The sequence below is a fragment of the Paenibacillus sp. EB106-05-06-XG162 genome, assembly GCF_058791655.1.
Genome location: NZ_JBYTDT010000001.1, coordinates 494,805 through 509,357, shown reverse-complemented (window position 1 = coordinate 509,357; position 14,553 = coordinate 494,805). Strand labels below are relative to the sequence as shown.

Below are 14,553 nucleotides of genomic sequence, written 5' to 3'. Positions count from 1 at the left end.
CACTTTTAACTAATATTGTAAATTAATATTTATATCCGATAGTCGTCACAACACAAAAAAACTAGCTTCGACCATCAGATGGTAGAAGCTAGTTTCTCTGGATTTTACTTATACGTGCGCCATTATTCGCTCGGCGTCGTCTTCTTCAAATACGCTCTCCACGTAATACACCATTTCTCTGGGTCATCAAAGCTCGAATCCTCGATACGGTGCACCGTACTGCGCGTTGGCGCGTTCTTCACAATCTCGGGATTGCTGTACGCTTCGTCCGAGATCTGTTGGAGGGCATTAATGTATTCATCCAAATCCTCTTTCGAATAAGATTCGGTAGGCTCCAGCGTGAATGGCTGTGGCACGACATAGGGATGATGACTAGTCCAGTAGTGAAGACCGAAGTCACACATCCGGCGGGTTACGTCCTCTGTCGTTACGCCTGTCTCCTGCGTCATTTGCTCCCAGCTATAACGAACCTGCTCTAAGCGGTTCCCTTTCACATATGGAGCTGATGCGCCGCGGATTTGAAGGATTTTGTGATACAAGTAATTATTGTTCAGCACAGCTGTATGTGCCACCTGACGCAAGCCTTCGGCACCTAGGCTGCGAACCCATGCATAGGAGCGAAGAATCGTCTGTGCAACCCCGTGGAAGCTGCGGACTTTACCGATGCTTAAGTCGCCGACTTCCTTCAGATCATAGCTCGTGCCATCGTATTCCACGATCGGCCCCGGTAGGAACGGAATGAGTGTATCCACGACACCGAGCGCGCCCGTCGCCGGCCCACCGCACATATGCGGTGCAGCGAACGTCTTATGCAAATTGAAGAAGCACATATCGAAGCCCGCTTCCTTAGCGCGTGTTACGCCGAGCAGTCCGTTCGCATTCGCCTGATCGTAATAGCAAATCCCGCCCGCTTCATGAACAAGGTCAGTGAACTCTTTGATCCGTGGATTATAGATGCCTGTATCCTCTGGATTCGCTACGACGAAGCCTGCTGTGCGGCTCGAGATCACTTTCTTCAGCTCCTCGATGTTCGGGAAGCCATCCGCATCCGGATACAATGTAATGATCTTATAGCCTTTCACGACCGCTGTTGCCGCTTGAGACGGATGCGAGAAGATCGTCGTAATGATCTCGTTACGCTGTTCGCCTTCGCCTCTGGAGTTATGATAAGCGCGCACGATCGAAGCCATAGCGAGCAAAGCTTGTGTTCCACTGCTTGGTTGGAACGTGAATTTGTCCATCCCGGAAATTTCTCGCATCGCGAGATCCAGCTTGTAGAAGACTTCCAGAATCCCTTGCGAATTACTTACATCTTGTAACGGATGCAGATCCATGATTTTCGGCGTCCGAATCATCATCTCATTCACTCTCGGGATGTATTTCATCGTACATGTCCCTTGGCCAATCTCCACATTGAAGTCGGAGCCCATCGTCTCTTGGGATAGTCTAAGATAATGACGAAGCACTTTCGCCTGACCAATCTCCGGAAGGGCTGGAGGCGTCGTGCGTTTCATTCCATCCGGAATGCGAGAGATGCCATCACCTACGGTAGATTCAATCGCCGCTTCTGCTTGCGGAACCTCAACACCGCGTTCACCCGGCTTATGAAGCTCGAATATGATCGGCTCATCCCATTTCGCTTGATGGAAATTTCTCACCTTATGGTCTCTAACGATCCGTTTCATACCGATTCCACCTCTTCCTTCACGACGCATGCTCTCTGAATGGCTGCAGCAAGCGTCTCTAATTCTTCCTTCGCATGTACTTCCGTCACGCAATACAATGCACATTGACCGAGTTCAGGGAAATCTTCGGATAGATCTTTACCGCCTTGAATACCATCAGCTAGCAATTGACGATGAATCTCACGAACCGTCTTGCCTGTACCGTTGAAGTCAACGACGAACTCTTTGAAGAAGGTTGATTGCAAGCGAATCTCTACGCCATCAATCGCTGCGAGCAGTTCTGCTGCATATTGCGATTTCTGCATGATTGTCTGACCGAGCTCTTGCATCCCGTAAGGGCCGAGCAATGCAAGGTAGACCCCCGCAGTAATCCCCCATAGTGCCGTCTGTGTACCGACGGACTCTTTGCCCGTCTCGCGATGTGCAAAGGACGTACGATCATAGGCAACATCCCCGAAGCCATATTCGCCTTCTACTATCGTCGGCGCAATCCCGAACAGACGGGACGGGTATTCCATAACGAATTTCTCTTCATCACGTGTCGCAATAAATCCAGCCTGACCGCCGCCATAGTTCATATGCATCCCTAATGGCTGAAGATCACCGCAGATAATATCTGCGCCGTATTGACTTGGCGGCTTCAAGACGCCTAGCGAGCTCGGATCGACACCGACGACGCATAACGCGCCAGCCGCATGAGCGATGTCAGCAATTTGCTGTCCTTGCGATTCAATCGTACCGAGGAATGTCGGATTCTCGAAGTAGACCGCCGCCGTATTCGCATTAACTTTGGACTTCAAGTCTTCTAGATCCAGCTCACCTGACGGGTCGTTAAAATCAACAAGCTGATAGGATAATTGCGGTGTAATATAATTCGCGATAATCATGAGCTTATCACGATCGATGGTCGCAGGAAGCAAGACTTCCGTGCGTCCCGTAATCCGAGACGCCATGCGCAGCGATGTCGATGCGGCTTGCGCCCAGTCGAACGTTGGTACATTCACAACATCCATATCGACGAGCTCTGCCACCAAGCTCTGGTATTCGAATAGTGATTGGAAACGGCCCTTATCTTCATAAGGCTCGCCTGCGTAGGCCGTTACAAATTCCGAGCGCTGATTAATCTCATCACATACCGCAGGGATGAAATGCTGCCAGCATCCCGCACCAAGGAAGTTGATCGTCTCATTCGCACTCTTGTTCTTCTGGAGCAGCTTATCGATCTCCCGCTTTAATTCGAACTCGGATAATGCAGGAGGCATATCCATTAAGCGATCCATTTTGATGGCATCGGGAATAATATCGTATAAGTCCTCAATCCGTTCGACACCGATCTCATCGAGCATCTGACGCTGTACCTCAGGAATCATATTCGGAATATAGGGATGTACACTTGCTTTTCTACGCGTTTCCATGCGATCACCTCATTCGTTATTTGTTATGCTAAGCCGCCGCCATCAACGACAACAACACTGCCTGTTACCCAACTGGACAGATCACTTGCTAAGAATAATACGGTACCTGCAATATCGCGCGGTGTGCCAAGACGCTCTAGTGGGCGTCCGGATGCCGAAGATACGAGGAATGATTTCTCCTCTTTGCCTAGCTGCTTTGCTTCATCGCGAAGGAGCGGCGTATCCGTATCGCCTGGACATACACAGTTCACGCGGATATTTTGCGGACCGTGGTCAATCGCCATGGCTTTCGTCAGGTTAACGACACCCGCTTTGGCTGCGCAGTAAGCCGCAGCTTGATCGCCGCCCTTCAGTCCCCAACCGGAACCGGTATTCACGATACTTCCGCCACCACCCGCAGCCATGACCGGAATGGCATATTTGGACAGAAGGTATGCCCCTTTCAGCGACACGTCCATCACTAGATCCCAATCCTTCTCTTCCAGTTCGACCACTGTCTTCCGGCGAATAACACCTGCATTGTTAAATAGAATATCGATACGTCCGAAGTCGCTCTTGATCTGCTCAACCACTTGCTGGCAATCTGCACCGGAAGTCACGTTACAGCGATAGAACTTCGCTTGACCTCCATTCTCACGAATTGTCGCCGCCGCTTGCTCACCGAGTTGTTCATTAATATCCAGCAGCATGACATTCGCACCAAACTCCGCGAGCATCTCCGCTGTTGCGAATCCAATACCGGAAGCTCCTCCTGTGACGACAGCAACTCTAGAATCCAGGCGTAAAATATTAGCAGTATTATTCATGGTTGTTGAACCCCTTTCGCAAAGTAGATGGTGAAATCATTTGATTCGAATATGGTTTTAGAATCATGCCGAATTGGAACGCTTCTGGACGAAGCTCATACGGCGGCAATTGCGGCTGACCGCAGCTGTTACTGCCTAGACCATTCTGGCGGTAATCGAGATGCAGCGTAATGGTCTCACGCGGCTTGAGGTCCGTCGTATGCTTCGCTTGCTCCAGATCTTCATTCGTGTAGCGGTGCGCGCTGAACTCGAGGAGCTGCGGCAAACCTGCTGCGAATAACCCGATGCCGCGCTTATTCGTGAGCGACGCCCATGCCACATCGGTACGGTTCCCGTTGTCTTGCGGGTAAATATAATTTGTGAATAGTTCATCCACCGTCGATTTATACGTACCGAACAGATTCGCTTGCTTACTGTCCGCATACGACTCTCCAGGTCCTCTGCCTTCCCAAGCGACTTGATCCATCGCGCCTGGTATGCGCAGTTCAAGTCCGATGCGTGGAAGCATCTTCGGCGGTGTGCCGATTGGTGAACCTTGAACGTCTACCTGCACATGTCCGTCACCGGATACGCTGTAGACATACGTGACGTGGAAGCCCCAGTCGCTTACGATTGGCGCTACACGTGCTTGTACTTCGATGCGTAGCGACGATGGGCTTAGCGCTTCCCACTTCACATGGTCAATCCGGTGCGTCATCTTGTGCACATAAGCCTTGCGCCAATCCTGCACCACGTACATATCGTTATCGATCGGTGCGCGCCAGAAGGAGAGCAGCGGCCCCATTTCGTCCTCGATCATCGCATGTCCTTCATACTGCCAAGACGTTATTTTTCCGCGTACGAGATCGAATCCAAGCTCGAAATTGTAACCCTTCACGGCGAGACGCTGACCCGCCTGTTCCACTTGAATAGGTTCGTGATAGGTGGTCGTTACCGCAACCGCCTCTGTTAACACTGGCAATTCGAATTGCGCTGTCGCAAACTCATGGCCTTTCTTCGCCCATGCGCAGTCGGCATGCAATGCATAGCCAATTGTCAGATACGCCGTTGTGTCCACGCGTGAAGTCAGGGCTTGCACATCGTAAGGTAATGTAATAACCGCTTTCTCGCCCGGTTGTACGTTCGGCAATAACTGCGAACCGCTCTGACGTACTTCGCCTTCGATCTGAATCGACCAGTTCAGTTCCAAATGATCAAGTCCAATAAAGTCATAACGGTTCTCAATCACGAGCTGCCCTTGCTCCACATTCACCATTTCGGTATAGACCGGCTCAATAATTTTCTTATATTCCAGTAACCCTGGCGAAGGCGTACGGTCCGGGAACACTAACCCGTCGATACAGAAGTTCGAATTGTTCGGATCATCGCCGAAATCGCCGCCGTAGGCATAGTACACTTCTCCTTTGTCATTGACCTGCTGAATCCCATGATCGATCCACTCCCAGATGAATCCGCCTTGCAGTCCTTTATACTTGCGGAATACGTCGTCATATTCCTTCAATCCGCCCGGTCCATTGCCCATCGCATGCGCGTACTCACAAATGATACGAGGCTTGCGAATGTCCTCTGCGACCTCGAGATCTGCTTCGCAGAGAGTGGACAGCTTCTCGCAGGTCGAGTACATCGTACTCATCACGTCGACGGACTTCCCTTCGCGATCTTCTTCGTAATGAATGATGCGTGTCGGGTCATTCGCTCTGCACCAAGCTGCCATTGCTTCGAAGTTGCAGCCGTAGCCAGACTCATTCCCCATCGACCACATGATGATGCTCGGATGGTTCTTATCCCGCTCCACCATGCGTTCCATCCGTTCAACGTAGACCTCTCTCCAAGCTGGATCGTCGCTGATCTTGCTAATGTTACCGAGCGGCTCGAAGCCATGCGTTTCGAGGTCGGCCTCATCCATGACATACAGTCCATACACATCACACAGATCGTAGAAATAAGGGTCATTTGGATAATGGGAAGTCCGAACGGCATTAATGTTATGCTGCTTCATCATGAGCACGTCTTGAAGCATCGTCTCTCGCGGCGTATAACGGCCAAGTTCCGGATGATGATCGTGACGGTTTACCCCTTTAAGCTGAATCGCAACGCCGTTCACGAGGAAGTTGCCTTTCTTGATCACAATGGTACGGAAGCCGACGCGATAAGGAATGCATTCGATGCATTCGCCTTGCTCATTTTCTAGGCAGATCAATACATGATATAAATTCGGCGACTCTGCAGACCATAGCAATGGATTCGCCACTTCGATCTGAACCTGAATGTCCGTCTCTCCACCAGCAGGAATCGCAACTTGCTCTACGCGGGCTGTGCCCACCTCGGTTTGCTGCAGCGTATCCCATAACACATAACGGAGTTGATAGCCCGACGCAACTTGACCGGTTAAGTTCGCAAGATTCGTTGCTACATGCAGTGTCCCTTGCCCATGATCCTCCGTCACGTCCGTGCGAATCGTAAAATCGCGAACCTGCACTTCAGAACGCGCCCAAAGGCTCACATCCCGGAAAATCCCGCTCATATACCACATGTCCTGATCCTCAACATAAGTCCCATCGGACCACTGATAGACCTTAACCGATAGTTGGTTATGGCCTGATTGGACATATTTGGTTATATCAAACTCGGATGGGAGCCGGCTGCCTTGGCTGTAGCCCACTTCTTCACCGTTCACCCACAGATGGAAAGCACTATCTACACCTTCAAACCGAAGGACAATTTGTCTGCCATCCCAAGCTTTGGGCACATAGAAATCTCTGCGATAGCACCCTGTCGGATTTTCCGATGGCACACGCGGCGGATCAACCGGGATCGGATACAATAAATCCGTATAATGCGGTTTGCCGTAGCCTTGCAGCTGCCAATGTCCCGGTACTTCAATCGCGCCCCATCCGGACACATCGTAATCCGCCCGGTAGAACTCAGGCGCTAGCTGCGGCGCTGCAGCGAAGTAGAACTTCCACATCCCGTTTAATTGTTGGTACCAAGGGGACTGTCCCCGCTCATACGATAATGCAGTTGTCTCATCGGCATACGAGTGGAAATATGTGCGGCTCTTCATCCGATTTCGTTCTAATACCTCTAAGTTCTCCCAATCATTCAGCTGTACCGTGTTGTTATTCATCACAGCGCGTCTTCCTCCTTATGTCAGTTCATTTATGACGTTCTTTTTACTGGATCGATATTGACTCGGGGATAGCCCCGTAACACGTTTGAACCATTTGCTAAAATAATTCGCATCGATCATACCCAGATGATCTGATATCTCACTCACGCTCATCAGTGTAGTGAGCAGCATATACTCTGCTTTGTGAAGCTTCATTTTGCTCTGGAAGTCAATAATGTTCTCGCCGACAACCCGCTTGAATAAGGTGCTGAAATGACTGCGACTGAAGCCGACCGTATCCGCGAGTTCAGCAACAGACATGCTGTTACTCTCATCCCCCAGAATCAACTGAACGGCGTGCATAATGGGCTCTGGCCATGAATCATTCCATACGTCGTATTTCCTCCACAGCTCATCCTGGCGATACAACTGCATGATGCTGCGAACCCACTCTTCATGTGATTGAATGGGGCCTTGAGCCTGCCAAGTTAACTTCTTGTTCAAGCTTTTGGCGGACTTGAGCCGGAACATGACCAACTCATCAGCCTCTGCCCTACACAAGAATAGATAGCGCCCCTTCCCGCATGGGATCCGTTCGTTCGGTTGCCCTACAGCTTGTTCCATCCCTAGCCAGTCAATCTGATCCAGCTTCTGCTCAGAATCGGTGCGAATCAGATACATTCGACAGCCTTCCTTCATCCATGCCCAATCGGTTTGGAACCACCTTTGCAGGTGTTCATCAATATCAGAGGTGAAGCCGCCAAGCCACGAATAAATGTGTGCCTGGCGATCTTTGACCTCGTTCGATAGCTCCTGGTTCTCTTGACTGCGCTGCCGGAATTGCTGCTCGAACTGCTTAAGATAATATCCGAGCTCTTCCTCATCCATCGCTGTCTTGAGGACGTAACCCGATGCGCCGATGCGAAACCCCTGCTGCGCATACGAGAAATCCTCGTGACAGCTCAGCAGGAGAATCTGGGTCTCGCTCGCAGCTTGCTTCACTCTTCTGGCGAGTTCGAGCCCATTTAGCTTCGGCATCACAATATCTGTGATCAAGACATCCGGCTTATATTGTAAGAAAGCTTCCCAACCTTTAAGTCCATTGGGTGCGTCCGCGACGACTTCCATCCCGTACCGCCCCCAATCCACTGTAGCCCGAAGTCCTTGGCGGACGATTAATTCATCATCGACGATGAGTACCTTCATGTTCCGAATAGCCAAGTGACAACGCCTCCTCACCCGCAAGTGCAGTACATTATCCTTTTAACGTGCCTTCTGTCAGTCCGGCGATAATCTGCTTCTGGAATATAAAAATCGCGAGCAGCATCGGCACAACGCTGATGACCGAGCCTGACATGATCAAGTTATACGGCGTCCGAACACCCGATTGCAGTGCACGAATGGCGACCGCGAGGGTCAGGTTCTCTTGAGACCGTAGAATGATGGTCGGCCACAAGAAGTTGTTCCACTCTTCCACGAAGAAGATAATCCCGAGACTTGCGAACGCAGGTATCAAGATCGGAGCGACAATACGGAAGTAAATCCGCGCCTCGGAGCATCCGTCAATCCGGGAAGCTTCAAGCAATTCATTCTCAATCGTCATGCAATACTGCCGCATATAGAAAATACCGAATGCGCTCGTGAGCCGCGGTAGAATCACACCCCACAGTTGATCAATCATTCCGAGATCGCGGTAAATGACGAAGAGCGGTACCAAGCTCGATTCCATTGGAATCATGAGCGAGGCGAGTACGAGACCGAATAACAATCCTTTACCCCGGAAATTGTATTTCGCGAAGGCGAATCCTGCCATCGAGCAGAAGAACAACCCGCCGACGGTACCCGTAATCGCAGTGAACAAGCTGTTCAAAATGACGCGTCCAAAGTTTTTCTCCGTGAACAATTGCGTGAAGTTCTCGAAATGCAGCTTCGCAGGAATCCAAATCGGCGGATTCGCGAAGATTTCACTCTTTTCCTTGAACGATGAACTGATCATCCATGCGAACGGGAACAGAAACGCTGCTGCAATCCCAAGGAATACCACCAACATGACGATGGACAATGCTCTCGTCTGAATTCTCATGATCCATCGCCCCCTAATCATGCTCCCGGAACAGTCTAAGCTGAACCAAGGAGAGAATCATCATCAGAATGAAGAAGAAAATGGAGATCGTCGAGGCATACCCCATATTCAAGTTCTTGAAGCTTTCGTTGTAGATCAGGACCACCGGCGTCGTGGTCGCCATGTTCGGCCCCCCGCCAGTCAGGATGAACGGCTCCGTGAAGAGCGAGAACGTCCCCAGTGTCGAGAGAATCGTACAGAAAGCGAGTAGTCGCCGCATCAGCGGAAGCGTAATATGCCAGAAGGATTGAATGCCGTTCGCCCCGTCGACCTTGGCCGCTTCATATAGCGACTTCGAAATGCTCTGTATGCCGCCGAGCAGCAGGATCATGTTGTATCCCGTCCATCGGAATATAACCAGAATGGCAACCGATACCCGTGCCCACCATGGCGTCTCCAAGAACCGAATCGGCTCATCGAGAAGTCCCAGCGACATCAATATTTGATTGAGAATTCCTTGGTCAGCGTTAAAGATCAGCAAGAACACAAAGGAGATCGCGACGACGGAAGTAATATTCGGAATGAAAAATACCGTTCTGAAAAATCCTGTCCACTTCATCCACGTGGTACTAAGACATGCGGCGAAGATGAGTGCAAGCGCCAACATGATGGGTACATAGAGCACGAAGATGAGAACACTATTCACAATGGACTGCCAGAAGTCACCGCTCTTCAGCAAAGTGGCGTAATTCGCAAGACCGACAAAGGTCTTCGTCTCCTGACCATGCCATTCGGTAAAGCTGAGATACACAGAATACGAAAATGGTACGAATACAAAAATGATGAAGCAAATGACGAACGGAGCAATAAACCAATAAGGTGCTGATTTGAATTGCCACTTCCAATACAAATTCTGCATGAGACTCTCCCCCAAGATGTGAAGCCTTCGTCATCATCCCTCGTGCACTGATGAAGTCTGAATCTGAAGGCTTCCATCCCGTTACTTATGAAGTTCCTTGCACGTGTCTTTATTTACGCCCAGTTTTCTGTCTCAGCTGATCCGCCGTCTTCTTGAATACTTCTTCAACGGATTTCTTATCGAGGAAAATCTCTGCGAACGCATTGCGAATCAATTCATTCGCTAGCGGGTAATCCTTCGTATAGGTAATCGGCGTTGCATTCTTCACCGCATCCACATAGAGCGAGCGTACTGGCTGATCGTTGAAGTAAGGTACTTTTTCTTGGAACACAGGGTCTTGATATGTCGTCTCAAGGGATGGGAACAAGCCGCCTTCCATCATCTTGAGCTGCGAAGCATCGTTACCTAACATAAATTCGATGAACTTCCATGCTTCTTCTGGGTGCTTCGAATTTTTGTTAATTGCAAGGTTCGATCCGCCGTCGATTGCACTGCTGTACTTGTCATCCGCGGACCATTTCGGCATTGGCGCAACGGACCATTTGCCTGCACCTTTCGGATCAATCAAGCTTGGAAGCAATCCGTCATACCACGAAGCGCCTACAATCGTCGCTTGTTTGTTCTGTTGGAAGGAACTGTACCATGCATCGCTCCAAGGCTCCACCTCGTTCACATAGCCTGCGTTCATCATGTCGACGAAATATTGTCCAATCTTAATGAATTCGGGGCTATCCACTTGAACCGAGCCATCTTTGCCGAAGAACCATTGATCATGCTGCCAGAGCATTTCTTGGAAAATTGTCCCGTCCGTTTTGGTCTTGGAATCCGCCATGATCGCGACGCCCGTCTTTTCTTTGAGCTGCTTCGCAAATCGCTTGTAGTCGTCCCACGTCTTGAGCTGTTCCGCAACTTCCTTCGGATCGGAAGGCAACCCCGCTTGCTTGAATAGATCATTACGATAGAACATCACGACGGGACCACTATCCCAAGGCATCGCATAAGCTTTGCCGTCTTTCATCGCATCTGCCCATTTATACGCATTCATCTTGTCTTTGTAAGGCGCGACCTTATCGCTGATATCGAGCAGCCCGCCCGTCTCGATCATTTGAGACAATCGATGCGATTCCAGGTTGACGATATCCGGCACCTTATCCGCGGAGCTCGCTGCGATCAGGAAGTTCTGATAGACATCCGCTTGTGCAAGGATATGCAGATCCACATCGATATTCGGGTATTTCTCCTTGAATGCCGGCATGTTGAGATCAATGACATTCTTGGCATCTTCCCAAATCCATACAACAATTTTCGTCTTCTCCCCCGCGTCACCGCCAGCAGCAGATTCTTCTGCTTTCTTCTCTCCAGAACCGCCAGAACAGCCAGTCAACGCGATACTAACCAATAGAACCATGCTTAGAAGCGTCGAAAATATTCGTTTTTTTGGTTTCAAAGCTCGTTCCCCCTTAGGCGATGTCGTTTATTTGTCCTCATTATATAAGGACTGTAAGCGCTTTAACACGGAATTTTGTTAGCTATAACCTGCCAATTTGTTCGATTGAAGTTCACGAAGTTGCTACAATTCGTGGCCATCGAATCGTTATTCGCGTTCCATTGTACTCTTCTGAAGTAATCAACATCCCATATTGGCGGCCAAAATGAAGCTTGAACTTCTGATCCACATTAAAACATCCGAGCCCTCCACTACCGAGAGCGCGTGGCTGATTCTCTCGCAACAGCATCTTCAGCCGTGCCTCTTCAATTCCTTGCCCATCGTCTTCGAGTACAAGAACGAGATCATCCCCATCCGGTGAGATCTGAAGCGTAATGTTCCCTTGCCCATCTTCAAATCCATGAAAAAAAGTGTTCTCCAGCAGCGGCTGCAGCGTCATTCGCGGGATCAAGCAATCGAACAACGCCTCATCACAATCAAATGTGAAGCTAAAAGCATGTCCATAACGAACCTCTTGAATCTTCAAGTAATTGTCCACTGTATTCATTTCCCGTTGAATAGATATGAGCTCCTCCGTAATGACGAGATTTCCTTCTAATACTTTGGTCAGATGATAGATCATCCCTCGAATATCCTCATCGCCCTTCATCTTCGCCTGCCATTGGATCATATTTAACGTATTAAGCAGCAGATGCGGGTTGATCTGATAGTGATAGGCCCTTAGCTCTGCCTCTTTCTTCAGCTGCTCCTTCTGCTTCACTTCTTCAATTAACTCCTGGATCTGCTCCACCATCTTATTGAAGCTGCCGCCAAGACGCCCTAACTCATCTTCCGTCTCCGGTTCGATACGGGAATGGAATTTGCCAATGCCGACGAGCTGCATGTTGTTCTTGAGTGAGATGATCCGCCGTGTAATGCGTGCAGAGAAAAGATAGGATACGAGCAAGGAGAGCAGCAGCGCAAACCCAATCAGTGCAATCGTGAAATACCGAATCGTCAGTGTCTCTTGAAAAACAGGCTCAAACGGCGTTCTCACCTCAATCGTCCAGTGATTCGATTCCAGCTGTTGCTTCCAGACCAGATCATCCTTATGATTCTCCCGATCCTGTGCCGTCTGATAGATCACGCGCCCGCTTCGATCGGTTATGGTCAGGAAGGAATGTAGATTATGTTCAATCAGGTCAAAAGAATCCATCAGCTTTGATGCATCCATCTCGATGACAATCTTGCTGTTCTTCAGCGATCCATATTGTCCTTGCAGCGGGAAGACTAATCCGATCACTTGTTTCGGAAGATTGAGGTTCCTAGCCAGGTACGGGCTTGTCCCGTGGATCCCCGTCCAATACGCGCCTTTATAGTCTTCCGGGATCTCCTTCCACCATTTCTGATTGATCAGCTGTTCCACATCAATTTGAGGCGAACCATAATAATAACCGGATGGTGTAACCACATAGATCCCTGTCGTATCTAGGGTTTTGTGGGAATCCAAGAGACGATTGAAATTCTCCTGTGCCAGAAAATGACTATAAGACGTCGGCTCTTCTCCGTCCAATACGTTACTAATCGGATCCAGCAGGTACGAATAAATGAACCGTGTTGTTGCCTGCATCTGTCCTGAATAGGCATCCACTTGGGCCTGAAGCTGGGTGATCGTGGATTGTCCGTACTGTACCATCTGGGATTCCACCACTTCGGAAGATTTGGAGAAAGACAAGTATCCCAAGATAAGCAGCGGAATCGTCGCCACCATCACGAAGAATATGAACAGTTTCATCCGCAGACTACGTCTTGGATAATAAATAAAGCTTCGAACATGCTGCATCCATGCCATTCGAATGATCTCCTCTCAAAATGAAATCTATGATCCAATGAATAGATCACAAATTGCAAGCGCTTACAACGATCCGTATTATTTTGAATCTTCATATCTAAAATTGGTGCTACTATTGTACTATGATCCTCAGGCAAGCTGTCAATGGCTCTGCTGGAGCAAAATAAAGAGGCCATGACCACAAGGGTCATGACCGGAACATTCTTACTATACGTATGCAATTGTTTACGCCAGCGGAATCAATACCAGCTTCTCATACATCGGCTTCTGATGCATATGTGTCTTGTAAACAACGAGATGATCGACACTCCATGCGATCTCCTCCATCGGCTGGAGGATATGAGTCCCCTCGATATCGAACCCTGCTTGTCCCGTATATTTACGCGCAACCGTAATATGAGGCCGATAAGGCCGATCTTCAGGTATAAACCCTAGCGGCTCTGTCACCTTGAGCACGGACGCCACGACATTCTCCAGCGCCGGGATGTCCCCGCGAACCCCCGCCCATAATACACGAGGTGCGCTAGCAGTTCCGAAGGTGCCTGTCCCGCTCAATTCCAGCGAGAACGGCTCCACTTCGCGAACAGCTTCCTTCAGCGCTGGGATCAGCTGATCCAACACCTTCTGACTTGTATCGCCGAGAAATTGTACCGTAATATGATAGTCTTCGGGATGAACCCATTTCGCAAAAGATAGAATCTGTTCGGCCTCTGCTTGCCAGCGCTCCAGCTCCATATTTGCCGCTTCTCCAAGACCTACAGCGATGAACAATCGTCCTGCTTCCTGTTCCGATATATTCGTCATTCCTTCACCTCCACCTTATCAGTGTGCACAAGTAGGTACGACTTTATCGTCCATTTCAAGCTATAGCTCTGAAAACTGAAAAAACCGGGACGATTCTACGCTGAACGTAGAATGCCCCGGCCTCATTGTAATCGCTTAATATTGATCAGACACGCCAACGACAGGAATTCGCGATCTCAGCAACACAGCTAAATCCTCGCCAACCTTACGATCCGTAATATGGAACATCTTCTGAATATAATCGACATTGTTAAGATCCTCGGTACCGATCACGGCTGATCTACCTGTCTGCATACAGACGACAAGAGGCTTCCCGAAGAAGTGATTCGTGTAAATGATTGAGAAATCATACCTCGCATTTTCTGAAATACATCCAATGAAATTGACGTTGGTTTGCTCTGCTTCATCATAGAGATGTTCGAACATCCTTGATTCCTCCTCTCGTTTGAACCGAAAGTTACATTACAGAATATTC

General features: G+C 49.4%; 11 protein-coding genes. All 11 read right to left on the bottom strand.

From position 1 onward, the window contains the following. Positions 1-122: 122 nt before the first annotated feature. Entirely contained in the window at positions 123-1,685 is a 1,563-nt protein-coding gene (gene gcvPB / locus AC3WU2_RS01990) for an aminomethyl-transferring glycine dehydrogenase subunit GcvPB (RefSeq protein WP_492450810.1), read from the bottom strand. After that, positions 1,682-3,100, bottom strand: coding sequence for an aminomethyl-transferring glycine dehydrogenase subunit GcvPA (gcvPA, locus tag AC3WU2_RS01985; protein ID WP_018756611.1), 1,419 nt, complete (start codon positions 3,098-3,100; stop codon positions 1,682-1,684). Before gcvPA ends, gcvPB begins: the two co-directional genes overlap by 4 nt. Positions 3,101-3,123: 23 nt before the next feature. Continuing rightward, on the bottom strand, positions 3,124-3,906 hold the full coding sequence (locus AC3WU2_RS01980; protein WP_018756612.1) for an SDR family NAD(P)-dependent oxidoreductase: 783 nt from the start codon (positions 3,904-3,906) through the stop codon (positions 3,124-3,126). Then, positions 3,899-7,033, bottom strand: coding sequence for a beta-galactosidase subunit alpha (gene ebgA / locus AC3WU2_RS01975; RefSeq protein WP_492452151.1), 3,135 nt, complete (start codon positions 7,031-7,033; stop codon positions 3,899-3,901). Before ebgA ends, AC3WU2_RS01980 begins: the two co-directional genes overlap by 8 nt. Before the next feature lie 18 nt (positions 7,034-7,051). Further along, positions 7,052-8,236, bottom strand: coding sequence for a response regulator transcription factor (locus AC3WU2_RS01970; protein WP_492450807.1), 1,185 nt, complete (start codon positions 8,234-8,236; stop codon positions 7,052-7,054). Between the two features lie 34 nt (positions 8,237-8,270). Beyond that, on the bottom strand, positions 8,271-9,098 hold the full coding sequence (locus tag AC3WU2_RS01965) for a carbohydrate ABC transporter permease (protein ID WP_492450805.1): 828 nt from the start codon (positions 9,096-9,098) through the stop codon (positions 8,271-8,273). A gap of 13 nt (positions 9,099-9,111) precedes the next feature. After that, entirely contained in the window at positions 9,112-9,996 is an 885-nt protein-coding gene (locus AC3WU2_RS01960; RefSeq protein WP_492450803.1) for a carbohydrate ABC transporter permease, read from the bottom strand. 109 nt (positions 9,997-10,105) lie between these two features. After that, on the bottom strand, positions 10,106-11,443 hold the full coding sequence (locus AC3WU2_RS01955; RefSeq protein WP_492450801.1) for an ABC transporter substrate-binding protein: 1,338 nt from the start codon (positions 11,441-11,443) through the stop codon (positions 10,106-10,108). Between the two features lie 112 nt (positions 11,444-11,555). Further along, positions 11,556-13,274 (bottom strand): cache domain-containing sensor histidine kinase, encoded by a 1,719-nt coding sequence (locus AC3WU2_RS01950; RefSeq protein WP_492450799.1) that lies wholly within the window; start codon positions 13,272-13,274, stop codon positions 11,556-11,558. Positions 13,275-13,499: 225 nt separating this feature from the next. After that, positions 13,500-14,078, bottom strand: coding sequence for an RNA 2',3'-cyclic phosphodiesterase (thpR, locus tag AC3WU2_RS01945; protein ID WP_492450797.1), 579 nt, complete (start codon positions 14,076-14,078; stop codon positions 13,500-13,502). Positions 14,079-14,213: 135 nt separating this feature from the next. Further along, positions 14,214-14,504 (bottom strand): DUF3055 domain-containing protein, encoded by a 291-nt coding sequence (locus tag AC3WU2_RS01940; protein WP_018756620.1) that lies wholly within the window; start codon positions 14,502-14,504, stop codon positions 14,214-14,216. Positions 14,505-14,553 lie beyond the last annotated feature (49 nt).

Coding starts and splice junctions, on each gene's coding strand:
- gcvPB (WP_492450810.1), bottom strand. CDS start 1,685: ATGAAACGGATCGTTAGAGACCATAAGGTGAGAAATTTCCATCAAGCG.
- gcvPA (WP_018756611.1), bottom strand. CDS start 3,100: ATGGAAACGCGTAGAAAAGCAAGTGTACATCCCTATATTCCGAATATG.
- AC3WU2_RS01980 (WP_018756612.1), bottom strand. CDS start 3,906: ATGAATAATACTGCTAATATTTTACGCCTGGATTCTAGAGTTGCTGTC.
- ebgA (WP_492452151.1), bottom strand. CDS start 7,033: ATGAATAACAACACGGTACAGCTGAATGATTGGGAGAACTTAGAGGTA.
- AC3WU2_RS01965 (WP_492450805.1), bottom strand. CDS start 9,098: ATGAGAATTCAGACGAGAGCATTGTCCATCGTCATGTTGGTGGTATTC.
- AC3WU2_RS01960 (WP_492450803.1), bottom strand. CDS start 9,996: ATGCAGAATTTGTATTGGAAGTGGCAATTCAAATCAGCACCTTATTGG.
- AC3WU2_RS01950 (WP_492450799.1), bottom strand. CDS start 13,274: ATGGCATGGATGCAGCATGTTCGAAGCTTTATTTATTATCCAAGACGT.
- thpR (WP_492450797.1), bottom strand. CDS start 14,078: ATGACGAATATATCGGAACAGGAAGCAGGACGATTGTTCATCGCTGTA.
- AC3WU2_RS01940 (WP_018756620.1), bottom strand. CDS start 14,504: ATGTTCGAACATCTCTATGATGAAGCAGAGCAAACCAACGTCAATTTC.